Source organism: Alteromonas sp. BL110, from assembly GCF_003443615.1.
Classification (GTDB): Bacteria; Pseudomonadota; Gammaproteobacteria; order Enterobacterales; family Alteromonadaceae; genus Alteromonas.
In genome coordinates this window covers 233,949-258,364 of the sequence record NZ_CP031967.1, presented here as the reverse complement: position 1 = coordinate 258,364, position 24,416 = coordinate 233,949, and the positions used below count along the sequence as shown (strand labels likewise).

Annotated in this window: 22 protein-coding genes; 7 read left to right on the top strand and 15 right to left on the bottom strand. The window is 45.0% G+C overall.

Annotation, left to right across the window (positions count from 1 at the left end; translation table 11 throughout):
* Window positions 1–15: 15 nt before the first annotated feature.
* The 4 genes from trpCF to D1814_RS01105 are packed head-to-tail and all read right to left on the bottom strand — an operon-like array spanning window position 16 to window position 4,729.
* On the bottom strand, window positions 16–1,425 hold the full coding sequence (gene trpCF / locus D1814_RS01120; RefSeq protein WP_118489720.1) for a bifunctional indole-3-glycerol-phosphate synthase TrpC/phosphoribosylanthranilate isomerase TrpF: 1,410 nt from the start codon (window positions 1,423–1,425) through the stop codon (window positions 16–18).
* Entirely contained in the window at window positions 1,418–2,449 is a 1,032-nt protein-coding gene (gene trpD, locus D1814_RS01115) for an anthranilate phosphoribosyltransferase (RefSeq protein WP_118489719.1), read from the bottom strand. Before trpD ends, trpCF begins: the two co-directional genes overlap by 8 nt.
* Window positions 2,442–3,074 (bottom strand): aminodeoxychorismate/anthranilate synthase component II, encoded by a 633-nt coding sequence (locus tag D1814_RS01110; protein WP_118489718.1) that lies wholly within the window; start codon window positions 3,072–3,074, stop codon window positions 2,442–2,444. The genes trpD and D1814_RS01110 overlap by 8 nt, the downstream gene beginning before the upstream one ends.
* Complete coding sequence (locus D1814_RS01105; RefSeq protein ID WP_118489717.1) at window positions 3,071–4,729, bottom strand: anthranilate synthase component 1; 1,659 nt, start codon at window positions 4,727–4,729, stop codon at window positions 3,071–3,073. The genes D1814_RS01110 and D1814_RS01105 overlap by 4 nt, the downstream gene beginning before the upstream one ends.
* Window positions 4,730–5,007: 278 nt before the next feature.
* Here D1814_RS01105 and D1814_RS01100 point away from each other — a divergent pair, with 278 nt between their 5' ends.
* From D1814_RS01100 to rluB, 5 genes are all read left to right on the top strand, one after another.
* Window positions 5,008–5,865 carry a PHP domain-containing protein gene (locus D1814_RS01100; RefSeq protein WP_118489716.1) on the top strand — a complete coding sequence of 286 codons (858 nt, stop codon included), beginning with the start codon at window positions 5,008–5,010 and terminating at the stop codon, window positions 5,863–5,865.
* 238 nt (window positions 5,866–6,103) lie between these two features.
* A complete protein-coding gene (locus D1814_RS01095) occupies window positions 6,104–6,724 on the top strand; it encodes an L-threonylcarbamoyladenylate synthase (protein WP_118489715.1) in 621 nt (206 codons plus the stop codon).
* Window positions 6,725–6,919: 195 nt separating this feature from the next.
* Entirely contained in the window at window positions 6,920–7,783 is an 864-nt protein-coding gene (locus D1814_RS01090; RefSeq protein WP_118489714.1) for a segregation and condensation protein A, read from the top strand.
* Window positions 7,770–8,363 (top strand): SMC-Scp complex subunit ScpB, encoded by a 594-nt coding sequence (scpB, locus tag D1814_RS01085; RefSeq protein WP_118489713.1) that lies wholly within the window; start codon window positions 7,770–7,772, stop codon window positions 8,361–8,363. Before D1814_RS01090 ends, scpB begins: the two co-directional genes overlap by 14 nt.
* 40 nt (window positions 8,364–8,403) lie before the next feature.
* Window positions 8,404–9,300, top strand: a complete 897-nt coding sequence (gene rluB / locus D1814_RS01080; protein WP_118489712.1) for a 23S rRNA pseudouridine(2605) synthase RluB — start codon at window positions 8,404–8,406, stop codon at window positions 9,298–9,300.
* 194 nt (window positions 9,301–9,494) lie between these two features.
* Here the strand turns inward: rluB and D1814_RS01075 are convergent, their stop codons facing one another.
* Together D1814_RS01075 and D1814_RS01070 are read right to left on the bottom strand one after the other, a co-directional pair.
* Window positions 9,495–10,067 carry a sugar O-acetyltransferase gene (locus D1814_RS01075; RefSeq protein WP_118489711.1) on the bottom strand — a complete coding sequence of 191 codons (573 nt, stop codon included), beginning with the start codon at window positions 10,065–10,067 and terminating at the stop codon, window positions 9,495–9,497.
* A 41-nt stretch (window positions 10,068–10,108) separates the two neighbouring features.
* On the bottom strand, window positions 10,109–10,780 hold the full coding sequence (locus tag D1814_RS01070) for a hypothetical protein (RefSeq protein ID WP_118489710.1): 672 nt from the start codon (window positions 10,778–10,780) through the stop codon (window positions 10,109–10,111).
* Window positions 10,781–11,817: 1,037 nt separating this feature from the next.
* Here D1814_RS01070 and D1814_RS01065 point away from each other — a divergent pair.
* Window positions 11,818–13,104 (top strand): DUF445 domain-containing protein, encoded by a 1,287-nt coding sequence (locus tag D1814_RS01065; protein ID WP_118489709.1) that lies wholly within the window; start codon window positions 11,818–11,820, stop codon window positions 13,102–13,104.
* A 124-nt stretch (window positions 13,105–13,228) separates the two neighbouring features.
* On the opposite strand, the gene tmpT is transcribed toward D1814_RS01065, so the two are convergent.
* From tmpT to nadK, 5 genes are all read right to left on the bottom strand, one after another.
* Entirely contained in the window at window positions 13,229–13,882 is a 654-nt protein-coding gene (tmpT, locus tag D1814_RS01060) for a thiopurine S-methyltransferase (protein ID WP_118489708.1), read from the bottom strand.
* Between the two features lie 105 nt (window positions 13,883–13,987).
* Window positions 13,988–14,344 (bottom strand): outer membrane protein assembly factor BamE, encoded by a 357-nt coding sequence (locus D1814_RS01055; RefSeq protein WP_118489707.1) that lies wholly within the window; start codon window positions 14,342–14,344, stop codon window positions 13,988–13,990.
* A gap of 124 nt (window positions 14,345–14,468) precedes the next feature.
* The gene (gene recN, locus D1814_RS01050; RefSeq protein WP_118489706.1) at window positions 14,469–16,154 is read right to left on the bottom strand and encodes a DNA repair protein RecN; all 1,686 of its coding nucleotides are present in this window, start codon (window positions 16,152–16,154) and stop codon (window positions 14,469–14,471) included.
* A 400-nt stretch (window positions 16,155–16,554) separates the two neighbouring features.
* On the bottom strand, window positions 16,555–17,064 hold the full coding sequence (gene dps, locus D1814_RS01045) for a DNA starvation/stationary phase protection protein Dps (RefSeq protein WP_118489705.1): 510 nt from the start codon (window positions 17,062–17,064) through the stop codon (window positions 16,555–16,557).
* Window positions 17,065–17,318: 254 nt separating this feature from the next.
* Window positions 17,319–18,194, bottom strand: a complete 876-nt coding sequence (gene nadK, locus D1814_RS01040; protein WP_118489704.1) for an NAD(+) kinase — start codon at window positions 18,192–18,194, stop codon at window positions 17,319–17,321.
* A 327-nt stretch (window positions 18,195–18,521) separates the two neighbouring features.
* Here nadK and D1814_RS01035 point away from each other — a divergent pair, with 327 nt between their 5' ends.
* On the top strand, window positions 18,522–19,682 hold the full coding sequence (locus D1814_RS01035) for an iron-containing alcohol dehydrogenase (RefSeq protein ID WP_118489703.1): 1,161 nt from the start codon (window positions 18,522–18,524) through the stop codon (window positions 19,680–19,682).
* A gap of 109 nt (window positions 19,683–19,791) precedes the next feature.
* Here D1814_RS01035 and D1814_RS01030 read toward each other — a convergent pair whose 3' ends face one another.
* The 4 genes from D1814_RS01030 to D1814_RS01015 all read right to left on the bottom strand — a co-directional run bounded on the left by D1814_RS01030 (window position 19,792) and on the right by D1814_RS01015 (window position 24,413).
* Window positions 19,792–20,559: a 3-hydroxybutyrate dehydrogenase gene (locus D1814_RS01030; RefSeq protein ID WP_118489702.1), complete on the bottom strand. Its 768-nt coding sequence runs from the start codon at window positions 20,557–20,559 to the stop codon at window positions 19,792–19,794.
* On the bottom strand, window positions 20,552–21,628 hold the full coding sequence (locus D1814_RS01025) for an extracellular catalytic domain type 2 short-chain-length polyhydroxyalkanoate depolymerase (RefSeq protein WP_118489701.1): 1,077 nt from the start codon (window positions 21,626–21,628) through the stop codon (window positions 20,552–20,554). The genes D1814_RS01030 and D1814_RS01025 overlap by 8 nt, the downstream gene beginning before the upstream one ends.
* Window positions 21,625–23,013 carry an E22 family MetX-like putative esterase gene (locus tag D1814_RS01020; protein ID WP_409049190.1) on the bottom strand — a complete coding sequence of 463 codons (1,389 nt, stop codon included), beginning with the start codon at window positions 23,011–23,013 and terminating at the stop codon, window positions 21,625–21,627. Before D1814_RS01020 ends, D1814_RS01025 begins: the two co-directional genes overlap by 4 nt.
* Before the next feature lie 104 nt (window positions 23,014–23,117).
* Entirely contained in the window at window positions 23,118–24,413 is a 1,296-nt protein-coding gene (locus D1814_RS01015; protein WP_118489700.1) for a GntP family permease, read from the bottom strand.
* Between the last annotated feature and the right edge of the window lie 3 nt (window positions 24,414–24,416).

Sequence of the window (24,416 nt, the reverse complement as noted above, 5' to 3'; positions counted from 1 at the left end):
TGTCCTGTATTTAAATTAGTAACGGCGGCAAATGGCAAAAAGCGCGTCGAGTCTTTCTTCGCATTTCTCGCCGGGTGCGGTTTCTACACCTGAATTTACATCAATAGCACCGCTGCCGGTTGCAATAGCATCTGCAACGTTCTGGGCGTTGATACCGCCAGCAAGCACTAACTTATGCTTCGCTTCGATATCATTTAATAACTGCCAGTCGAATGCTTCGCCTGTACCGCCTTTTGCATTACCTACTTGGCAATCCAGAAGAACGCGGCTGATAAGGCTGTTATTTAAGTGTCTGTCCACTGTTTCTGGTAGAGCGTCAGAAGAAGCTGCTTTAACGCCTTCGACGTTCCAAATTTCACAACCTTCTGGTAGCTTGTCTGCAAGCGCAGAAATGTAGGTTTCATCTTCGCTACCGTGTAGCTGAACGGCGAACAAATTGAGTGAAGTGGCAAGAGAAGCAACGTCATCAACGTCGTGATTAACGAACACGCCAACAAAAGCGCCGTTAACGCTTTGAGTTATATTCAAAGCCTGTGCTTCACTCACGCAGCGCGGCGATTTTTCAGCAAAGATAAGCCCACCAAAACTTGCGCCCTTATCAAACGCCATTTGTGCTTGTTCGGAGCTGGTAAGCCCACACACTTTTACTGCACCATTCACTAACGTTTTCACTGCGCGTGGTAGGTCAGCCTCGGCCATTAACGCACTGCCTACTAAAAAGCCTTGGGATATAGGTGCTAAACGAAGCACGTCTTGATGTGTGTATATGCCCGACTCAGAAATAACCACATAGTCGTGGGTAGCTTTTTCTAGCATGGGCACCAAGCGTTCGGTGGTCGCTAAATCGGTCGAAAGATCGCGTAAGTTGCGATTGTTGATGCCAATGATGTTGGCTTCAAGGGCAATGGCACGCTCCATCTCTTCTTCGTTACTTACCTCGGTAAGAATGTCTAATGACAGCTCGTTAGCAACGCTTGCCAATTCGCGATACTCATCGTCATTTAGCACACTAAGCATCAATAGCACAGCATCAGCATTGTAGTGACGGGCTAAATAGACTTGATAAGTATCAACGAAAAAATCTTTGTTAAGCACAGGCTGAGCTACGCGTTCGGTAACATAAGCTAAGTACTCAAATTTACCTTGGAAGTACTTCTCGTCTGTCAGCACAGAAATACCGGCAGCATAGGGCGTGTAAGCAGCTAAAATCTCGTCTAAATCGAAGTGCTCTCGAATAAGGCCTTTTGAAGGCGATGCTTTTTTACATTCGAAGATAAAGCCTGCGTTTGGCTCACTAAGCGCCGCAAATAGACTCTTTTCCGAAGGAACTAGGTTCGCCTTGAAGCTTTCTAGCGGCAGTGCTTCTTTGCGTGCGGCCACTTCTTCTCGTTTGTCTGCAACAATTTTCTCAAGCACATTAGCCATTCGTGCTTACCTCCTGAGTAATTTTGGCAACTTTCGTTAATAACTGCATGGGTAACCCTTCGGTCATAGCGTTCATTGCCATTTCTGCCCCTTCTTTAAAGGTTGAGGCTTTACCGGTTACTTTCAACAGTGCTCCGCAATTCATTGCGATAGCCGCGCGGTGCGCCTCTTTGCCTTCGCCGTTTAGCGCTGCTTCAACAAACTGTCGGTTTTCTTCAGGCTCGCCACCTTCAATCGCCGAAAGAGGATAATGAGGTAAACCGAAGTCTTCAGCTGTAACGGTAAGCTTGCGGATGTCGCCATGCTCAAGGTCGTAAATCATTGATTCGCCGTGAAGCGCCAGTTCATCCAAGCCATCGCCATGCACTATCATTGCGCGGTGTTGGCCAAGCAGCATAAGGGTTTTTGCGTAAGGTTCAAGCAGTTCGGGGGAGTATACGCCGAAAACGCCGTGAGTTGGACCCGCCGGGTTTGCCAGTGGCCCCAGTATATTAAACAAGGTTCTGGTCTTCATCGCAGCGCGCACGGGGGCTGCGTGGCGCATACCTGCGTGATATACCGGCGCAAAAAGAAATGTGAAATTTGCTTCATCTAGGCACTTACGCGAAGTTTCTGGGCTTATCTCTAAGTTAAGTCCAAATTGGCGAAACAAATCGGCTGATCCAGATTTGCTCGATACACTGCGATTACCGTGTTTCGCCACCTTCACACCACAAGATGCGGCAACCACCCCAGCTGCACTAGAAATATTAATGGTGTTGTGGCCATCGCCACCTGTACCCACGATGTCTGCAAACTCATAAGACGGTGTTGGGAAGGGCAGTGCATTGGCAACCATGGCACTCGCTGCACCCGCAATTTCACCGGGAGATTCTTTTTTCATTTTCAGCGCAGTCAGCACTGAAGCAATCATCACTTCGCTTTGCTCACCGTGCATGATGCTGTTAAACAAGCTGTAAGCCTCGGTTTGCGACAGCGGTTCGCGCAACATAATTTGTTCTAGTAGAGGGCCTGCGTTAAGCATGGTTCGCTCCCTGTAACGTTAAATAATCAATACTTTGTTTTAACAGCAAACTACCGTGGGCTGTTAAAATAGATTCTGGGTGAAACTGGAAACCCAACATGCGATCTTCGCTATTGTAAACTGCCATTACAGCTTCACTGCCATCATCGTTTATTGTAGATGCGCACACAGTAAGCTTTTCAGGCAATGTATGTGCCACTAAAGAGTGGTATCGTGCTACGTGTAAAGGCTGCTGTAAGCCTTTGAACATGGCATCTTCAGAATGGGTAATTGCAGAAGACTTGCCGTGCATAACTTGGCTGGCGCGACCTACGGTGCCGCCGTAATGCTCAACAATAGCTTGATGGCCTAAACAAATACCAATTACGGGGAACACCCCGTGTACCTTTTTAAGTAGCTCAGGCATACATCCAGCTTCACTTGGTGCGCCTGGACCTGGCGACAACATAAGAAGCACAGGGCCTTTCGTTGCTTGTTCCTGCATTCTTTCAAACAAAGCATCTGCTGAAACCGTGTTGCGATACACTTTAATGTCTAGATTTAAGGTGCGCAGTTCGTCAACAAGGTTGTAGGTAAATGAGTCTACATTGTCGAGCAAAAATAGGGTGGTCACTTGCTGATTCATGCGTTGCCTCCTTCATTTAATGCAACGTTGATACTTTCAGCTTCTTTTTGTAGCGCTGCTTTTACTGCACCAATTACCGCTTGCGCCTTAGCGCGGGTTTCATCAGCTTCAGCTTGTGGAACCGAGTCATATACTACGCCTGCACCCGCTTGAATATAAGCCGTGCCGTTTTTCACAAACGCTGAGCGGATGACAATGCAGGTGTCCATATCGCCTTGACCATTCAAGTAGCCAACCGCGCCGCCATAACTGCCGCGGCGTTTTTTCTCTACTTCGCGAATTAACGTCGCTGCGCTTACTTTTGGTGCGCCAACTAGGGTGCCCATATTCATGCAGGCTTGATAAGCGTGCAGTGGATCTAAGTCGTCACGCAATTGGCCAACTACGCGCGATACTAAGTGCATCACATGAGAGTAACGGTCGACTTTAAGCAAGTCTTTCACATAGCGCGTGCCCGGACGACTCACCTTTGCCACATCGTTTCGGGCAAGGTCAACCAGCATGATGTGCTCAGACTTTTCTTTGGTGTCTTCGCGAAGGTTTAGTTCAATGCGACTGTCCAAATCCATATCAATACTACCATCTGGACGCTTTCCGCGAGGACGCGTGCCTGCAATCGGGTAAATCTCTACCTGATTACTTTCCCGTTCGTACTTAAGTGCTGACTCTGGAGAGGCGCCAAATATGCTGAAAGCGGCATCTTGCATGTAAAACATGTAAGGGCTTGGGTTTGATTCTTTTAGTTTAGCGTAAGCAAGTAGCGGTGACGGGCAGGGGAGAGAGAATGTGCGCGAGGGCACAACCTGAAATATGTCGCCAGCTAAAATATGCTGCTTTAAGTCAAGCACGTGACTGCAAAATTGTTCATCACTTAAATTAACGCTAACTTCAGCGCCCGGGTCAAAAGAAGAAAGTGACTGTCCACTTTCTGCTTCTGTGCTTACTAGCACGGGCTTGGCAGGCATATCGTGTAACTGCTGATGAATTGCTTCTAAGCGCTGTGCAATGGCAAAGTATTGCTGGGCAACGTCTTCTCCGCTAAAAACACTGCCGATTAAATGGGTTTCGCGGGTTTGGTGGTCAACGGTAATTAGAGTTTCTGCCAAGTAAAACACAAAGTCTGGACAGTCATTTTCACCTTCTGCTACGTCAGGCAACTTTTCAAAGCCTGCCAGCATGTCGTAGGCAAAAACGCCGCCTAAAAATATGGCGTGCGGGTGTTGGCGAATAGGCGTTATTTTATTGATAACAATGCGAAGCGCGTCCATTACGCTTGCGGCCTTTAAACGACTGTCTTCATCAAGCTCGCCATCAGCTTCATCGCATACCATCGTAATTGAAGTGTCTGTCCTTTCTTTTACATGCAAGCCGTCAGGAGCATGAGTGGCAAACAAAGGCAATACTGAAGCGCCGTTGCCGGTCAGTGCTTTTACTTCTACTCGGTTGCCTCTACATTCCATGCGCAGGGCTGCATCAACCATTAATAAGCTTTGTAAATCGTCTTTAGAATCGATTTCTGCCGATTCCAAAAGCAGCGCGTTGCTTTTGCTTCCGCAAAGGTGGGCAAACGCAGCAAGTGGGTCATCTACATAGTGCCCTACTTGTTCAATTGTCTCTACCTTACCTGGGGAGGTCCCCAGTTCCGCTAAACTCATTTTTGCTACTCTCCAACTGCAAAAAGATAAAAAAAAGGCCCGTATAAACGGGCCTTTAAGTGTTTTCATTCACGCACTACAGTGCACACCGCCCGTTAAGTTAGGGAGTGCCACCACCAAGCTGCAACTGTCATTGTTGTCGAAATGTCGTATGAATGCATGAATTACTCGTTGTTTCTACAAACTTCAATAGGATTTGAAGCCGTTAGTACGTATACTTTGTTTATATAGAAGAAAACAAATTGCCCTTTGTGTCAACCTAAAATTTGCATAAGACATTGAAAATAGATCTACATAGCCACACAAAATTTTCTGATGGCCACCTAACGCCAGAAGAGTTAATCCTTCGCGCGCACACCATGCAGGTGGATGCGCTTGCCGTAACTGATCACGATACCGTTGCTGGTTTAGAAGAAGCGCATGCTACTCAATCAAAGCAAAAACGTGCATTAACTATTATTGATGGTGTTGAAATTTCCACCACTTGGCATAGTTTCGATATCCATATTGTTGGATTGAATGTGGACAGACACTGCCCAACGTTTCTTGAACGTCTACAAGGTCAATCGGAAACGCGCGAAGCTCGGGCTGAAAAAATTGCCAATAAGCTTGAAAAATGTGGGTTTGAAGGTGTTTTGGCGCGGGCGAAAACATTAGCCGGGGTTGGTCAGGTAACGCGGGCTCACTTCGCGAGAGTACTGGTTAACAATTACGGTGTACCGAGTATGGATGCCGCGTTTAAAAAGTATCTGGGTAAAGGTAAACGTGCGGCAGTGAAAGCTGAATGGCCAAGTATTGAAACGGCTATCGCGTGGATCCACGATGCAGGTGGTCAAGCTGTACTGGCTCACCCAGCCCATTATGACATGACGGCAAAATGGCTTAGGCGCTTAGTTGCCCTTTTTGAACAAGCGGGTGGTGATGCCATTGAAACCGCATTTCCAGGCATTAATAAAACTAAGCAAGAGCTTATTAATGAGCTTGCACAAACCCATCAATTGTTAGCATCAGCGGGCTCAGATTTTCATTTTCCTTCTCGTTGGACTGAATTAGGTAAGAACTTGGGCATTAGCAGTAAGCTCACGCCAGTGTGGCATAATTGGCAGCAGTTTGAAGGGCAAACGGCTGAGGGTTAAGAAAATCTAATTGGCCAAGTTTGTGGTATAAAACAGTGATTAAGGGGAAATGGTTATTCACAGTTGATAAGCACTTTTGCCAACAAGTGTAATAATCGTGAACCGCATTCACAAAAAGTGTAGCGACGAACCGAGTAAGTGGAGACTAGTAAAAATACAGTCAGTCGCCTTTGCGGCGTTACGGCACTATTGGCCTGCACTTCATCAGCCTACACTTTTTTTAGAAAAGGAAGTATTTATGAGTCAATTTTTCTATGTTCACCCAGACAACCCGCAAAAACGCCTAATTAGCCAGGCATGCGAGTTAATTCGAGAAGGCGCTGTAGTAGTGTATCCAACAGACTCAGGCTACGCTATAGGCTGTCAAATGGAAGACAAAAAGGCGCTTGAGCAGTTATGTCGTATTCGTCAAATTGATAAAGACCACAATTTTACGTTAATGTGCCGGGATATGTCCGAGCTATCAATTTACGCAAAGGTAGATAACACGGCATTTAGGCAAATTAAAAATAACACGCCGGGGCGTTACACGTTTGTGTTGAAAGCGACACGCGAAGTACCAAAGCGCTTGCAAAACCCGAAACGCAAAACCATTGGTATTCGCGTACCGGATAACGCGATTGCATTGGCATTATTGGAAGAACTTGGCGAGCCATTGATGTCTACGTCTTTGATTTTGCCAGGTAATACCATGGCAGAGTCAGACCCTGATGTCATCCGTGATAATCTGGAAAAGCAAGTTGGGCTTATCATCCATGGTGGTTACATTGGTGAGCAGCCGACTACCGTAGTGGATTTGTCGGAAGATACACCAGCTATAGTGCGCCATGGTACGGGTGATCCGTCTCCATTTGAGTAACTTTCGTTTGCCTGGTTTTTAAATAGCTTTTTTTGCTAGTTGCAGGTGAAAGTTATAGTAAGAAACCGTAAGCTAAATTTCCGGGGCCTGTTGTACGGGGATGTACAGCAACGCACAATAGGTCCTTGTATGAACGCGTAAATAATAATATCAATAATCGCCGCTTTGTTAGCGCGTAAAAACGGTTGTGGAACTGTGTCAGAGCTTGTTGAAAAAAATAATAAAAGTCATGAAGCCCCTCTTGACGAGGAGCTTGCCACACCTGTTCAACAACCGTTGCCGCTTGCGTTTATTAATGGCGAAGCGCTTATTGAGAAACCTGAAGATCTCTTCATACCTCCCGATGCGTTAGAAGTTATTCTAGAAACCTTTGAAGGTCCTCTCGACTTATTGCTTTACCTCATCAGAAAGCAAAAGTTTGATATCACCACACTGCCTATTGCCGATGTTACCAAGCAGTATATGGAATATGTGGATGCCATGATGTCGCTGAAATTAGAATTGGCGGCAGAGTATTTGTTGATGGCAGCCATATTGGCAGAAATAAAGTCTAGGCTTTTATTACCTAAACGCAGTGACGACGCTGATGAGGAAGAAGACCCTCGGGCAGAGCTTATTCGCCGATTAAAAGAATACGAACTAGTAAAGCAAGCGGCGGAAGATTTAGATATACAGCCAAGGCTTGAGCGAGACATTTTTACCACTCACGTCGAATTAAGTGAGAGTGTGGCGCCAATTCGTATTGAGCCCGATGTCTCTCTGGCCGAAATTGTATTAGCGTTTAGCGCGGCCATGAAGCGCGCTGAAGCTTTTGAACACCATACTATTGCACGGGAAGCATTAAGCACGCGAGAGCGCATGTCGCTTATTCTGTCGTTACTTACATCTACAGAATATACGCCGCTTGAGCGCCTGTTTACCGCTGAAGAAGGAAAAGCTGGCGTGGTGGTTTGCTTCTTAGCCATTTTAGAATTAGTAAAAGAACAGCTAATTTTATGCATTCAGGCAGGTCCTTATGCAAAAATTCATGTAAAATTAGGTGCCCATGAAGAAAATTAACACGGCGCAGCTTAAGCAATTGGTCGAGGCAGCAATATTTGTCGCTGATAAACCTATTTCAAAGCAGCATTTAAAAGAAACGGTACTTAATGAGTTTACCGTTGCTGATAGAACCTTGAGTAAGGTACTCAACGAGCTAAAGCTTGACTATCAGCCAAGAGGCATTCAACTGGTGGAAGTAGCAAGTGGCTATCGCTTTCAGTCGTTAGATGCATTAAGTCCGTGGTTAAGTAAATTGTGGCAAGAGAATGCGCCGAAGTATTCTAGAGCAATGCTCGAAACTTTGGCACTCATTGCCTATCGCCAACCTATAACCCGCGGAGAAATAGAGCAGGTTAGGGGCGTGGCGGTAAGCAGTAATATTATAAAGACACTCACAGAACGAGACTGGGTGAAGGTAGTTGGCCACAAAGAAGTGCCTGGGCGACCAGCGCTTTACGCAACTACCAAAGGCTTCTTAGACTATTTTTCGATGACGTCGTTGAGCGATTTGCCCAATGCTGATGCTTTCGAAAACATGGCTGAAAGCGTTGCGTCAGACTCGCCGCTTAAGGTGTTAAATGAGGCACCGTCAAAATAGACCGTGCGACCGTAAACAAGCAATTAAAGAGTGAAAACCCATGACTGAAAAGTTGCAAAAAGTACTGGCTAACCAAGGGCTAGGCTCGCGACGAGAAATGGAACGTTGGATTGAAGAAGGCCGAGTATCGGTCGGTGGCACCAAAGCAACATTAGGAGATAGAGTCGATCACACCGCACAAATTCGTGTTGATGGTCATTTGTTATCTCGTCAGACAGAACAGCCTGTCTGCCGTGTGTTGATGTACAATAAGCCTGAAGGTGAATTGTGCAGCCGTCACGACCCCGAAGGTCGAGATACAGTATTTGACCGTCTTCCCGCTATTCGATTAGGGCGCTGGATCACGGTTGGTCGTCTAGATATGAATACCAGTGGCCTACTGTTATTCACCAACGATGGTGAATTAGCTAACCGCCTAATGCACCCTAAGTGCGAAGTAGAGCGTGAATACGCAGTGCGTGTATTCGGTGAAGTAACAGGCAAAACACTTAATACCCTTCAAAAAGGTGTAGAGCTGGAAGACGGCGAAGCGAAGTTCCTGACAATTTCAGGAGCGCCTACGCCACAGCATGCTGAAGATGAAAGCATGAACCGTTGGTATAACGTAACGTTAAAAGAGGGGCGTAACCGCGAAGTACGTCGTCTTTGGGAGTCTCAAGGCGTTCAAGTTAGCCGTCTTATTCGCGTTAAGTATGGCCCAATCGAACTGCAAAAACGTCTACCACAAGGTGCGTGGGTAGAGCTAGGATTAGAGGACGTAAACGCGCTTCGTAGCCATGTTCAGTTACCGGATGAAACGCAGACGATGGTTAATGTGCGCCAGGGTAAACTTGACCACGCCCGCTTAAGTCGTATGCGTCGTTCGGTTAAAAAGCACAAAGTGCGCAAGCAGCAAGGCTTGAACAAACGCGCTGGACGCCCCGGTAAGCGTAAGTAGCATCTAACTATAACTATGTAAATACTCTAGGCCGCTTTGATAATTTTATCGGCGGCCTTTTAATATTTCTGATTTGACAGAATAAGTGTAATTTAGCGAATGAAGCTATTGAATGTCTTGCTGAAAAAGAACCTCTTCAGAAAATTACACTTTTTTAATAGCTCTCACTTACTAAAAGCATTAGCGCTAAGTTGTTATACGCTTTGCTCGCCTGGCTCTATTTCCTTAATTACTCTGGCAGGATTACCACCTATGACCAGGTTATCACCGAATGATTTAGTTACTACCGCGCCAGAGGCCACAACTACATTATCACCCAATGTCACACCAGGGTTTATCACCGCCATCCCACCAATCCAACAGTTGTTGCCTAAAGTAATGGGCTTGGCGAACTCTATACCTGTTGCTCTTTGTACAGGGTCTATGGGGTGGGTGGCTGTGTAAAGCCCAACCTGGGGTGCTATCATACAGTTGTCACCAATTGTCACCTTTGCCGCGTCCAAAATGACACAATTGAAATTGGCATAAAAGTTTTCGCCAACGTGGATGTTTTCGCCATAATCGCATTTAAACGAAGACTCGATGTACAGTCTTTTTCCTGTACTGCCAAACAACTGCTTTAGCAATTTAGTGCGCTTTTTGTGGTCACTTTGGCAAGTTGCATTAAGCTCGTCCAATTGAATACGGCATTGCTTTCGCAATGCCGTTAAGGTTTTGTCTGACGGGTAATATAACTCGCCAGCAAGCATCTTTTCTTGTTCAGTCATGTATTTTCGAAACGTTAGGCTTAGATATTTAAGCCGATACGTTACTGCGCACCACTGTAGCTTACAACGACTTTTTGCTTTAAATCGTCGCTTTCGATGTCTAAGTTTACAGGGCGATGCAAAACAATATTGCCATCTACAGTAACAGAGGCACTAATTGATAGAGTGGGTTTGTTATCTGACTTGTTTCCCCAGGAGCTTTCACTTTCTTTATAAACAATGTCACCCGCAACATGGGTTGAACCAGACAGCGTAATATCTCCATTTAGTGTTTTGATGTGCTTTTCGATGGTTGTATCTACAGCGGTGATATCACCGTTCACAGTTTCAACGCTAGCGCCAATCGTGCTTTGTGTAGGAAGCGCGACATTCCCATTTACCGTCTCGATACCCTTAACCACGCTCAGATTCGAATCTGCAGTAACATCGCCATTTACAATATCAATATTTCGGACAGTCACATGGTTACCCATTTCTAGGTTTCCATTAACAATACTAATTTCATCTGCGCCGCCATGATCGCTTATTTCTACGTTGCCATTTACCGAGGAAATGTCGCCGGCGTGTTTTCCTTCGGCAATGTCGATATTACCCAGAATTGAACTAAAATCACTGCCTTCCAAAGCGTTTGCGTTGCCGACATGGACGACGCAGCCACTTAGTAGAGTGGCGGAGAGCAACATAGCAGCACTGGCAATTATCGACTTTTTCATATTCTTATATCCTTAATGGTTTTTATATATTCTAGATAGCACGGTCTAATGATGTTGGTGCCAAACACAACTTTTGATGTGGCGTGTTATGTGTTCATCGGTCTTATCGCCCCCATCACCCGTATTACCTGAATCACGTATCGTGCCATTCTTTAAAAGTTAATAAAATCATAAGGTTAATCTAATTTTATGAAAAGGGAGAGCAAATCTAGTAGCGTGATGATTAGTTTTGTAGCTTTTATTACCAATAGATAGCGCATTTGACCATCGGAATTAACATGCACTTAAGTGTAGAAGTGGACAGACACTTATTTAGCTTTAAGAAGTGAGCTGGACGCTCTAATTTAGTGGTAAAGCTCCAACAAGACTGTTTATCTGATTATTTTTCCACATAGTATCAAGTTAGAAACTTTGTATGTCCGCGCTGTACAGGTGCGACGTGATTAGTTTGTAGAAAAGCGTGTGTGTGTCCGCGCTGTACAGGTGCGACGTGATTAGTTTGTAGAAAAGCGTGTGTGTGTCCGCGCTGTACAGGTGCGACGTGATTAGTTTGTAGAAAAGCGTGTGTGTGTCCGCGCTGTACAGGTGCGACGTGATTAGTTTGTAGAAAAGCGTGTGTGTGTCCGCGCTGTACAGGTGCGACGTGATTAGTTTGTAGAAAAGCGTGTGTGTGTCCGCGCTGTACAGGTGAGACGTGATTGGTTTGTAGAAAAGCGAGTGTGTGTCCACTGCGTACAGGTTGAGAGTTGAGCCTATTTAGGTGCTTGGCTTTGAATTGATGTTGAAGCACTCTATTTGGGTGAATAGGCCTATTGTTTGCATTCCGAAACCTGAATATGAAAAAACATTTTTTACTTTCTGGGCTAAAAGAAGATAAGGTCGATACTGGCAACGCGAACGACACATTGAAGCTATGTGGACCCTGTTAGGCAATGGTGAAGAGCGTACCTGAATGGACATAAGGTCCTTTTGCTAAAGAAGACTGGGCGCCACTTATGGACCAAGATGGTAAACAAATAATTTAAGCGGAGTAGTTTATGACGGACAAATATGCACAGCTAAACCAAGCCAAAAGACTTGCGTTAGCCTGTTTGGTTTTTGCCGCAAGTGTATTTGTCTTTACGGTATTACTGCCCAAGTTTTACCCAAGCTTACAGGATGCGTGGTGGTTAGGGCTTATAAAGATGGCGAGTGAGGCCGCGCTCATCGGTGGTCTGGCTGACTGGTTTGCTGTAACTGCGTTGTTTAAGCCAATACCAGCCCAGTATCCCATTCCCCATACTAATATAGTGGCAAGCAATAAATCGGTCATTGCCAACAATTTATCACTGTTTGTTAAAGAAAAATTCTTTCACCCAGAAGCAATTGAAAAGCTAATTCGGGACAGCGACCCCGCTAAAGGAGCGGGAAGGTGGTTGTCTCAAGACAGAAACGCTAGTCGATTGAGCCGTTTTCTATGTGACGCTTTTGCAGGCGTTTTGCGTGTGCTTGATGACAAACCAGTAAAAGCTTTTATCGCTAAAACAGTGCAGAAGGGTATTAACCAACTAGACCTTAGGCAGCTGATGGCAACCTCGCTAAGCGCTGTGACGAAAGAGCGCCAACACCAAGTTGTCCTTGATAGGGTATTAGGGAAATTAGCCAAACTGCTTGCAGAGCCAGAAACTCAGATTTATATAGCAGATACGTTAGTTGTTTGGTTAAAAACTGAGTACAGCCGCATCGAAAAACTATTGCCGTCTAGCTGGCTAAGCGAACAGGGTGCACTCATTGCTGTTAAAGCGGTTTCTAGTATTTTAGAAGATATATACGAAGATGAGCATCACCCCATTCGCCATGCCTTTGATGAGCAGGTTCACGAATTCTTGTACGAATTACAGCACAGCCCATTAATGGAAAAAAAGGTAAACAGCTATCGCGAAAAAATCATCAATGACCCGGCATTAAATACCTATGTTCAGCAGTCATGGGCCAAATTCCATCAATGGCTTTTAAGGTCGCTTGAAGAGCAAAATGGCAAGGCAGAAACAAAGGTGTCTGGCCTTATGAAAGATTTGGGCACAACGTTAACGCAGGACAGTGAGTTAGCAAAAGCGTTTAATAAGCATATTGGTGAAGCGGCGAAATACATGGCGCCAGAATTGGCTGAATTTCTAACCCGTCACATACGCGACACAATTAATAGTTGGGATGAGCGCGAGATGGCGGAGCAGGTAGAGCTAAATATCGGTCGTGACCTTCAAAAAGTGCGAATTAATGGCACCATCGTCGGTGGTTTAATAGGTGCGATACTGTTTGGGGTCGAGGCATTGCTAGGACTATAGACGCTGCCTTTAGCAACATTATTGGCAATGCAAGCAGAAGGGGGCAACCGAATTTGCCATTTGAATTCGAAGTGATTGCTTGGTTCAGAGGCTATATACCTGCAACGGAAGGCAGCAATAAGGCCTACTTTGCTGTTAGTGCAAATACCAAGTTATCGGCGTCTACTTTGCCTTTTAAGCCGCCTTTAAGCATTGAACGCTCTAACCTTTTAATGTGGTAGTCGCCAGAGTAAAGTAAATCAACGGTTTTCTCGTTTACGCTAAATGGAGGGCCAGCCATTTCATTCTGGTCATACTCGAATGAAATAATTAGCTGAGGCGCGCATTGAGTAATAGCAATTAGGTGTGCAGCGTATTGCTCGCGAAGGGGGCTAGGCAATGCAACCAAAGCTGCTCTATCGTAAACCCCCGAAACATTACCAAGGTCGCTTGATGTGAGTTTAAAAATATCGCCCACGAATACGGTTAAGCCGTCTTTGGTGTAAGCCTTACCCTTTGCAGTGGTAGTAACGTTAGGCTCGGCACCAAGCTCTTCAAATAGCTGTATGATAGCCACTTCACTCAGTTCAGCACCTACCACCTCACAACCTTGAGAAAGCAACCAGCCGATGTCACGGGTTTTCCCACATAGCGGAACAAATATACGTTTCAAAGCCGAGTTAGCGCTTTCGTCGTCAAGCAGAAAAGACGCATACTTAACGAGAAGCGCGTTGCCTTCGGTTTCATGAAATCCAATTTCGTTCTTTTGCCATTTACTATGCCAAAAACTGTGTTCCATATAGGCCTCAATCAGGTAAGTGATGTAACTCGAAAAATAGGCGTTGTTACCAAGGGTATTAGAAACTAAAAAGGTAGCGTCAAGACGCTACCTTTTTAAATATGATTAGTTATCAAGCGGGGTGTTGAAGTCTTCAGATAACTCGAAGTCACCTTCAACCGTGGTGACTTTGTTATCTACGAAGTTTATCACCATTCGCTTTTGAAAATCTTTACCACGCTTTTCCATACCGCGTTTCATATCGTAAACGTAGTACCAAGTGTCATCGTCGAACGAGTCTTGAACAACAGGATTACCTAATACATAAATAACCTGTTCTTTTGTCATTCCAACGCGAAGCTTTTCTACGTCTCTTTGATCAAGGAAATTTCCTTGAGGAACGTCGATCCGATATATCCAGTTCGAACAAGCGGTTGATGTAAGTGAGATACCAAGAATTACTAATAGGTGTTGCAACTTCATGCGTTAATTTGTCCACTATTGCCTTTGTTAGTGCCAACAAAATTCGCGAAGGCGAATTTCGAGACTGTTTTATTGCAAGCGCGAAGGCATGCTACATTGACAACTATGACCAATCAACTGCATTTTAGTTCGATGCTGCGCTTTTAAGCAGTTCTTTTGCATTTGCTAAGGCCGATTTGGTTACTTTGTCACCAGCTAGCAATCTCGCTAGCTCATCAATACGGTCTTGCTTAGTAAGCGGTAGCATTTGCGTTTCTGTGCTCTCCCCATCAGTAAGCTTAGTGACGAAAAGCTGGTTATGCGCCTGCGCAGCTACTTGTGGTAAATGCGTTACACACATAACTTGTGACTGCTTGCCCAATTTGCGTAATAGGCCACCAACGATAGACGCAGTTGGCCCGCTGATACCCGTATCTACCTCATCGAAAATCATGGTGGGCGTGGCGTGGTTGTCACTTGCAATTACCTGGATAGCTAGCCCTATACGCGACAGTTCACCACCAGACACCACTTTTTCTAACTTGTCTGCATCCTGTCCAGGGTTGGTAGATACTTTGAATTCGACAGTATCAAGACCTGTACTAACTGGCTTCTTAAGCTCATCGTACTGAATTTGAATGTCTACTTTTGCATGAGGCATATTCATTTGACGTATCTGAGCTTCAATATCTCTACTTAACTTACCTGCAGCACGTTGCCTACTTTCAGACAACCCTTTGGTCGCAGTTAGGTACGTTGCTCTCGCTTCTTCTACTTCACCTTCAAGTGTCCCTAACAGCGTTTCTTGTTCAGATAATGAATTGAATTCGGCAGCTAATTCTTGATGGTATTGATATAGCCCTTCTGGCATCACATTGTGTTTGCGCGCAAGTTCCATCGCCTTAGCATAGCGCGCCTCAACTTGCTGAAGGCGAAACGGATCGATCTCTAACTGATCGCAGTAGCTACGCAGCTCCCCCGCAGCTTCTTCTACTTGAATTGCTGCGTCGTTTAATAACGCTATCATAGGCGTTAAGCTTGCATCGTGGGCTTCTAATTCACCTAAGCGCTCAATGCTGCTTTGAATCACTGATAATGCGTTGCCTTCGTCGCTCTCATATAGGTTGTACACACTAGTCTGCGCTTGTTCTAAAAGACTTTGACCATTGCTCAATCGCTTGTGTTCTATTTCTAACTCTTCGAACTCGCCCTCTTCAATAGCAAACTCATCAAGTTCTTGAACCTGATAGGTTAACAGCTGAATTCTATCTTCACGCTGTTGAGCTTGCTCTTGAAGTGCCTTTAGTGTGCGTTGTTTATCACGCCAAATTGAGTAAGTTTCTGTAACTTGCGTTAACAATTCATCATGCTTAGCGTAGCCATCAACCAGTTCTCTTTGGTAATCTTCTTTCAACAGTTGAAGATGGGTGTTTTGACCATGAATGGCCAACAAATACTTGCCTAAGCCTTTCAACTGCTGAAGTGAAGCGGGAATACCATTGATAAACGCTTTTGAACGACCTTCCTTAGAGATAACTCTGCGAATAAAGCAGCTATTCTCATCCTCATCTGAGGTGAGCTCATGTTCATCGAGAAAGGCTTTAGCTAATGTGTTATCGCTCAAAGAAAAATGTGCGATGATCTCAGCTTTCGTACTGTCTTTACGCACGGCGTTTGCGTCGGCACGTTCACCTAAGCACAAGCTTAACGCATCAATAGCGATTGATTTACCTGCGCCGGTTTCACCGGTTATTGCAGTAAGCCCGTTTTCCAGTTGAACCGATAATTGTTTTACAACAGCAAAATTAGAAATAGAAAGATGCGCTAACATAACCACACTCGAAAAAGTTGAACATGATGATATATACAGTAACTGATAATATATACAGTATTTTGGCCATGTAAAGTTAAGTCGAGAAAAAATTACGCTAAAATGAAGGTGTATAATAATAAATGTTGTTAAATCAGTGGTTTGTGTTTGGTGTGTTAGTGGGGTTATTAGTAACTCGGTAAAGAGAGAATAAACCGGTCGCGTGTTTTACAGAAATTTATACAGTACTAAGTTAGATAAAATATTAATAGCAAATAGGTTTGTAGCCCAGTACGCTATTCTACTCTTGTGTTTATTAAAACCAAACAGCAAAAAGGAGAGCCTAAGCTCTCCTTTAGAATCCTAACTTTAATCAATTCACAGATAGTTAGGTGTCTATCTAAAATTCAATAATTAACGCTTATTGCTGCAATTCACCGCTTCCAGATTCAATGTGCGCACGGACAAACCACTGAAATTGTTCTAAGTCTGCCAGCTGGCCGGTGATCATATCTTCTGATACTGGGTCAATCTCGCCAAGAAGTTCTAGCGCTTTTCTGTGGTCGCCGTTAACGCCATCATACACAGCATCTAAAGCTTTAAGGTGGTCAAGTACTAAACCCTTACCTAATTCATAATCTTTCCAGCTACGACCGTCTACAATTGCTTTAGGTGTGCCTTTAGGTACGCCGCCTAATGTGGCAATACGTTCGGCAATGGTGTCGGTCATTTCGCGTACTGTATCTACCTGTGGGTCTAGCATTTCATGCACGCCAATAAAATTTGGACCTACCACATTCCAGTGAATGTGCTTTAAGGTTAACTGTAAATCTAATAGTGCAACCAATCGCTGATCCAATACCTTAATTGTTTTGGCAGCAGCATCGTTGTCCATTCCCGGGGCTGTAAATTTGATATTGGTGTTACTCATGATATCTCCTATTGAATGCAAATAAATCAGCACGATGAAAAACATCGAAAGGGTCAAAGTCTCGCTAACCCTGTGCCAACAACTTAGTTCAACGGTTGCAACGGGTATGCCGAAATCTGAGACTTTTATAAGTACGCGTTTTTAATAGAAAAATATGAAGAGATTAAAAAATCTTTATTTTTCAAGCCTGTAGCATTCAAGAAAAAGCTACAGGCTAGTGTAATAAATGCACATTAGATAACATGAATGGGGGGCTAGTAAAGTTTACTGCCCCAACCCAACTTTTTGCGAAGTACGTTGAAATAGCTGTAGCCCTTGGGGTGAACTAAATGAAGCTTATCTACGCTCTTATTAATGCGGATTTCATCGCCGGGTAACACAGGTAGAACAATGTGGCTATCGCAGCTCACTTGTAACGAGTCACTGTTTACCTTTGATACTTTCATCGATACCTGACTGTCTGCATCAACAACAATGGGACGACTGCTCAATGTGTGAGGAAACATAGGTACCAAGGTAAGTGCATCTAGCGTTGGCATGATGATGGGACCGCCTGCGGATAAAGAGTAAGCTGTAGAGCCTGTAGGTGTGGCGACAATTAATCCATCGCTACGCTGACTAAATACAAATTGCTCATCGATATAAATTTCAAATTCCATCATGTGGGCAACTTTACCGTGGTGCAGCACCACTTCGTTTACGGCAGAGTTGTTACTTTTGAGCTTTTCGTGCCGATAAACTTCGACTTCAAGTAAGAAGCGCTCTTCAACCACGCATTCACCATTAAAGATAAGGTCAAGCTGTTGAACAATATCATCAGGGTGAATGTCTGTTAAAAAGCCGAGGTTACCTCGGTTTACGCCCACAACATGAATGTCAAAGCGAGCGAGTACGCGCGCAGCACCTAGCATGCTGCCGTCACCACCTACTACAACGGCAAGGTCAGCCTCTTTACCAATAGTAACAAGGTTACAGCTTTTGAGGTTTTCAGTTTCAAGCTCTTCAGCAATATTTTCCTCAACCAATAGTTTGCAGCCTTTTGCCAAAAGAAATTCGGCAAGAATATTCAAACTGTCATGAGTTGCAGCGTGCTGAGGTTTTCCAATTAAAGCAACGGTTTGATAGGGCATGGAATGCTAATGTCCTTTCATTTCCAATGGTCGGACATTAGCACAGGTATTTTGCAAAAGAAAAGCGTAAAACGTTGCAGAGCACCAGGTTTAGCGATCTTCTAACCGATTATAGTCGAGAAGGCCTCCTTCAATAGAGTAGTGTTCCCTGAACCATTGAATCACTTTGTCGTGAAAGGCCAAAAAAGTTTGTGGGTTGTTCGGCTTACGTTAATAACGTTGAAAAGGTGCTCGGATTGAGGCAAAGAGATAACATTATTTTTACATTGTCATTGCTTTAGACATCTCGGCAGGTATGCTGGAGAAAAGCAATCACAGGAGGGAAGCATGTCTCATCAAATTATTTTGCCTAGAGTGATGCATATAGGGAAGGGCGCGAGTCAGCGGGTGGCTGAAACGCTCAAAGGCCTTAACTGTCGCAAACCGTTATTGGTTACCGATAAGGTGATGGTTGAATTGGGATATAGCGCTGCCATAGTGCAAGTGCTAAAAGAGGCTGGAATCAGCGCAGATGTATTCTCAGAGACGGTACCAGAACCAACAGTAAAATCGATTAACCGAGGTGTGGATGCATTTAAAGCTGACGATTATGACAGTATTATCGCCTTAGGTGGCGGAAGCCCTATCGATAGCGCAAAAGCCATTGCCATATTGGGCAAATATGGCGGCGAAATGCGAGACTACAAATTTCCACGGGTTGTTGATGACGCGGGTTTACCGATTATCGCTATTCCCACAACGGCGGGCACAGGCTCTGAAGCAACGCGATTTACTATTATTACTGACGAAGATACAACGGAGAAAATGTTGTGTGTTGGTCTTGGGTTTATGCCAACGGCAGCGTTGGTCGATTATTCGTTAACGCAAAGTTTGCCTGCCCGCGTTACCGCCGATACAGGCATTGATGCGCTCACTCACGCTATTGAGGCGTTCGTAAGCCGCAAAGCCAATCTTTATAGCGATGCACAGGCACTGTCAGCCATGGCATTAATCGCCCCCAATCTGCGTACCGTATTTGCAGATCCAACAAATGAAACGGCGAGAGAATCAATGATGCTGGGCTCAACGCTTGCGGGTATTGCTTTTTCAAACGCATCAGTGGCCCTTGTTCATGGAATGAGTCGACCTATAGGCGCTGCGTTTCATGTCCCTCACGGTTTATCGAATGCCATGTTATTGCCTGCGGTTACCGCCTTTTCAATTCCAAGTTCACCAGTGCGCTATGCCCAATGTGCCCGCGCCATGGGTGTTGCTACGCAAAGTGACTCAGATGAGGTTGCGAATCAAAAGCTTATCAACGAGCTAAAAGCGCTGAATGCTGATTTACAAGTACCAACGCCAAGCGAGTTCGGAATTGATAAAGAGACGTTTTTCGCTTCGACTTCAACAATGGCAGAACAAGCTTTGGCATCTGGCTCTCCCGGCAATAACCCTCGCGTACCCACCATTGAAGAGATGGTCGCCATTTATGTCTCCCTCTGGGAGTAGTGTTTTTGCTAGAAGTTAAAACGAAAAAAAGACTGCGCCTTGCAGTCTTTTCAACACGGAGAGAAACACGCTACAACCACCAATCGTAAAGCGTTAAATTCACTATCAGCTATCGCGCCGTCCACCCCCCGTCGAGTACCATGGTTTGACCGGTAATATTGCGGGCACTAGCAGACATTAAAAAGCTTGCGGTATCAGCAAGTTCTTCAACGCTAACAAATTGCTTTTTAGGCATGGGTTCTAACATGATTTTTGTAATTACCTCTTCCTCGGTGAGGTTATTTTCTTTCGCCTGTGCTGTAATTTGCTTTTCTACTAGTGGGGTCTTTACGTAGGCGGGGCATAGGGTATTGATAGTCACATCACAGTCAGCCGTTTCAAGAGCAATAGTTTTTGCAAACCCCAATAGTCCATGCTTCGCCGCTACATAAGCAGATTTATATGGCGAGGCGACTAAAGAGTGGATAGAGCCCACATTGATAATGCGCCCGTAGTTTTGCTTACGCATTGCTGGCAAAAACGCTTGGGTTAATAGAGCAGGGCCAACAAGCATGATATTTATAAGCTGCTGCCATTTATCTGAAGGGAAGTCCTCTATACGAGAAACGTGCTGTATTCCTGCGTTGTTGATTAATACATCGACGTTGTGTTTCCCTAGTACGTTAGGTAGCGCAGCAACTTGCTCTGCACTGCACACGTCTACTGCCACTGCGCTGGCCGAACCGTCTAAATGTGCAAGTTTAGTCACGGCCTCTTTAGCTGCTTGTTCATTTATATCGGCAATGATCACATGATGGCCTTGTTTCATCATTGACTCGGCAATGCCAAAGCCAATGCCACTTGCGCCGCCTGTGATAAATATTGTGCGCTTACTCATTGGTACTCCCTTCGGCTTTAATTGATGAGGTTGCACTATTTAATGAAAACAACAGCTTTTTTACCGCCTTTATTTGCGCGCCGTCTCTGTTCGCATAATCGCTTGATGCATAACCCCACCAGTCCCAACAGCCCTGTGGGTTTAGTGGCATAAATAGTGACTTTTTCGTTTGTGGATACAGCACAACAATATTGTTGTCATCAGCCCATTCATTGAGCCCTGTTTGGGTAGTGTAGGCGTCGCCTACGGCATCGGCATACTGATTACAGCCGTGAAAACTAATATGAGCTCTGCACGGCTCGCCTTGTGCGCAGCTTGCCGGTACATAAACAAAGCCTTCGCTTGCCAATGTTTTTGCATCGTTACCGGCCACCTTTTGCTGGTCGATGAAGTATAAATGCCCTGAAAGTGTCTCGTCGGGTGCAGAAACACCTTCTACAATATGGGAGAGCATGGCGCCTGCCGCATCGTAGTCGCAGTTTCCGATAAAGGGGCTCTCTGATTTCATGCAGTCCACGCCGTTATTTTCTGTGGGAAACAGGTGTGCCATGGGTCTGTCGTTGACGTAAGTAATATTTTGAGTGTCTGTCCACAATTTGTATTGCTCGAACAGTAAGTCGCTCACTTTTGCAATTACTCTGTTGTCTTGCGTGCCGTGAAAAAGCCAAACTTTTGTGCCTTTCATATTAGAAAGCGAAGCTATTTTCCCCTCAGCTTCATATTGTTCAGCTTTCTCATTTAATGCTTCAAGGTTAATTTCTCCCTCTACCTTATTCACGCACTGTGCTAGGGCAGTGGTTATGTCACCGTGGGCACAAAAGTAAGGGCCGCCAGCAATCACGCCAACGCCTTTTACCCAGTCGCTGTGTGCTAACTGAAATTGTGTTGCCATGTAGCCGCCTGAGGATAAGCCTGATACGGTGACATTTTCTAAATCGAGGGTAAGTGAAGGGATATCGTCCTGCGCTGTCGACGCTGCGCTGACGATCGGCGCTGTGAAGACTAACGCGCTCGCGCTTAACAAAGATAGACAAAGCGCGTGGCGTAAAAAGGGTGAAGGTTTCATCATTGCATTGCTACCTTATCATTTTCTAAAAATTGACGAATGGCTTCGGCTTGAGCAGATACATTCGTCACGCCTTCTAAATGCCCTAATTTTCCATTTAGCGTAACCAATGTGCTGTCATTATTTATTGAAGTTAAACCTTGGTGTGCACCTTGCGATAAGTAAGGCATAAGAAGTAAATCAGTTTGTGCTGGAATAAAGAGCGTTTTTGCCTTTATAGACGCCAGCCCTTGCTTAAGATTATCTTGATGCCCAGTAATAAAAAGCTGACAAGCGCGAACCAAATATAAAAGATGGTTGGCATCCATTTTTTGAGCGCGCGCTTTTGCTCTTTCGCGAAGCCAGCTAACAATACTGTGAGATTGGCGTATGTCATTTAGCGGTGCGGACTCAACATTTTTAAAATCCAATGTGTTGCCTTGTTCATTGAAAAACGAGGGTGTAAGAGCGTTTTGTGTAATGAGCATAAGCGAGGCTGCTAAGCCATCAAGGGGAGCCTCTTCTTTGTTGTAATCACCATTGTTCCAGTTTTTATCAAGCGTAATTGGCGTTGCCCAGTGTTCCAGTGCTGCGGTGGTCCAAGCATCGCTTTGACCTGCGCCGATAACTGAAATCATACGTTCAACCCAGTCGGGGTAAGCGCTCGCCCAATCTATAGCCTGCATAGAGCCCATAGAAGGTCCAATAACCGCGTACAGTTTGCTAATACCTAAGCTTTCAAGAAGTGCTTTTTGAACATTGACAAAGTCACGTATGGTGACAACAGGAAAGTCCAGTCCGTAAGGTTTTCCTGTGTCTGGATTTATTGATGCAGGGCCTGTGGTGATCACGTGAGGGTCGTAAGCATTTAAGTTGACCAGCGTATCTACGCTTATTACATAAAAGCGGTCTGTATCAATGGCTTTTCCTGGGCCGATAATACTATCCCAGTAGCCTGACGCTGTGTCGTTTTCATCATACTTTCCTGCGGCATGAGAAGTGCCAGAAAAATAGTGGGTAATAAGTATCACGTTACTTTTGGTGTCGTTTAGTGTTCCGTACGCTTCCCAACCTACTTTTACGTTTGTGATTTGTTTGCCGCCAAAGGTGGTGAAGTGGGGCATTTCAAACATCTGCTTTTCTACTAGCAGAGCATCTTTTTGCTCAATCTCATTTGCGATCACTTGAAAGTGTAAAGTTATGAGTAGCGGCGCTAGCAATCCCACTATGGAGCACAGCTTTCTAGCTAAGTAAAAGTCTACCTGTTTGGGTAAAGTTATAGATTTAGTGTTCGATATAACGCATGGCACTCTTAATGGTTTATTGTTGCGCTTGCTTCCTCTCCACAATAGCTTTGGAGCACACTTAGTTTTCCAGTTCATTTTCTTTAATCCTTCATCATTTTTCACTGCGCAGCCTTTTTAGCAGTGTCTTTATATAAGGTGACCCTAGCTTCGCCTTTATCAGCGCTTACCCTTTGCGCAATTTCGTTTTTATCAGCTAAGTCCACGTGTTACATAAAGCTAAACAAGCCAATCGCCATTGCCAGCCCAATCACTGGCACCACTACAGTCAGGGCGCCAACCGCCCAATACGCTGCTTGATGGGTTTCGTTACAAATGGCGCGTATGGTTGTTACCACATAGCCATTGTGAGGCAATGAATCTAATGCGCCAGAAGATATAGATACAATTCTATGCAGCTGTTCTGGTTCTACGCCTTGCTCCATGTAATGTGGGGCCACTAAGGGTAAGGCAATAGCTTGTCCGCCAGATGCACTTCCTGTTAACCCAGCAATAACGCTTACGGCAATGGCGGCACCAATAAGCTCGTTACCAGGAATTTGGGTCATAAGCGCAACCGTTGTTTGAAATGCGTCGGTGTTTTTTGCAATGGAACCGAAACCCACAACTGCGGCAGTGTTGCCTATTGCGATCAACGCCCCTGTCGTACCTGCATTAATGGCGATAGGTAAACTGCGAAAATGTTTGTAGTTAATCGCTAATAAACACAGCACCCCGCCGCCTAACGCCAAAATAAGTGCTAGTTGAGCGAGCTCTTCATGGAATAAAAACGAAATGACTAGCACCACAACCAGCGGAACAATGCCGGTAAGCGGGTGAGGTAGCGCCCTGTCTCGTACTTCAGGGTCGCTTGCTCTGGCTTCAAACACTTCGCCGTTATTTATGGCTTTTCTGATCATTTTAGCAAGCCACCAGTAGCCAAAACATGCCATGAATATGGCTACGACAAGACTGACTTCCCATGCAGCAAAAGGGGATGTACCCAAATATTTAATGGGGATCCAATTTTGAATTTCGGGCGAGCCTGCCGAGGTCATAGTAAATGTTACCGACCCAAACGCCATGGCCGCTGGTATGAAGCGGCGGGGTATATTGGCATCTTTAAACAAGCTCACCGCCATCGGGTAGACAGAAAACGCTACCACGAACACGCTAACACCACCGTAGGTCAAAATAGCGCAAGCTAGCACAACAGCTAATACAGCGCGTTTGTAACCAATTTTGGTGATAATCCAGCGAGAAACAGCATCCGCTGCCCCAGTGTCTTCCATGAATTTACCGAATAATGCGCCAAGTAAAAACATAAAAAACCAAGATGCAATGAAGCCTGAGAAGCCACTCATATAGGTTTGAACAAAATTTACGTCGCCAGTGAAGACGCCGATATTATTGGTGATGGCCACCACAAGCGCGCACAAAGGTGCAGCAATAAAAAGGTTCATTCCGCGTATTGTCAAAACAATAAGCAATAACAGACCGCCTACTAAGCCAATCATACTTAACATAGT

Coding starts and splice junctions, on each gene's coding strand:
- trpCF (WP_118489720.1), bottom strand. CDS start 1,425: ATGGCTAATGTGCTTGAGAAAATTGTTGCAGACAAACGAGAAGAAGTG.
- trpD (WP_118489719.1), bottom strand. CDS start 2,449: ATGCTTAACGCAGGCCCTCTACTAGAACAAATTATGTTGCGCGAACCG.
- D1814_RS01110 (WP_118489718.1), bottom strand. CDS start 3,074: ATGAATCAGCAAGTGACCACCCTATTTTTGCTCGACAATGTAGACTCA.
- D1814_RS01105 (WP_118489717.1), bottom strand. CDS start 4,729: ATGAGTTTAGCGGAACTGGGGACCTCCCCAGGTAAGGTAGAGACAATT.
- D1814_RS01095 (WP_118489715.1), top strand. CDS start 6,104: ATGAGTCAATTTTTCTATGTTCACCCAGACAACCCGCAAAAACGCCTA.
- scpB (WP_118489713.1), top strand. CDS start 7,770: ATGAAGAAAATTAACACGGCGCAGCTTAAGCAATTGGTCGAGGCAGCA.
- rluB (WP_118489712.1), top strand. CDS start 8,404: ATGACTGAAAAGTTGCAAAAAGTACTGGCTAACCAAGGGCTAGGCTCG.
- D1814_RS01075 (WP_118489711.1), bottom strand. CDS start 10,067: ATGACTGAACAAGAAAAGATGCTTGCTGGCGAGTTATATTACCCGTCA.
- D1814_RS01070 (WP_118489710.1), bottom strand. CDS start 10,780: ATGAAAAAGTCGATAATTGCCAGTGCTGCTATGTTGCTCTCCGCCACT.
- D1814_RS01065 (WP_118489709.1), top strand. CDS start 11,818: ATGACGGACAAATATGCACAGCTAAACCAAGCCAAAAGACTTGCGTTA.
- tmpT (WP_118489708.1), bottom strand. CDS start 13,882: ATGGAACACAGTTTTTGGCATAGTAAATGGCAAAAGAACGAAATTGGA.
- D1814_RS01055 (WP_118489707.1), bottom strand. CDS start 14,344: ATGAAGTTGCAACACCTATTAGTAATTCTTGGTATCTCACTTACATCA.
- recN (WP_118489706.1), bottom strand. CDS start 16,154: ATGTTAGCGCATCTTTCTATTTCTAATTTTGCTGTTGTAAAACAATTA.
- dps (WP_118489705.1), bottom strand. CDS start 17,064: ATGAGTAACACCAATATCAAATTTACAGCCCCGGGAATGGACAACGAT.
- nadK (WP_118489704.1), bottom strand. CDS start 18,194: ATGCCCTATCAAACCGTTGCTTTAATTGGAAAACCTCAGCACGCTGCA.
- D1814_RS01035 (WP_118489703.1), top strand. CDS start 18,522: ATGTCTCATCAAATTATTTTGCCTAGAGTGATGCATATAGGGAAGGGC.
- D1814_RS01030 (WP_118489702.1), bottom strand. CDS start 20,559: ATGAGTAAGCGCACAATATTTATCACAGGCGGCGCAAGTGGCATTGGC.
- D1814_RS01025 (WP_118489701.1), bottom strand. CDS start 21,628: ATGATGAAACCTTCACCCTTTTTACGCCACGCGCTTTGTCTATCTTTG.
- D1814_RS01015 (WP_118489700.1), bottom strand. CDS start 24,413: ATGTTAAGTATGATTGGCTTAGTAGGCGGTCTGTTATTGCTTATTGTT.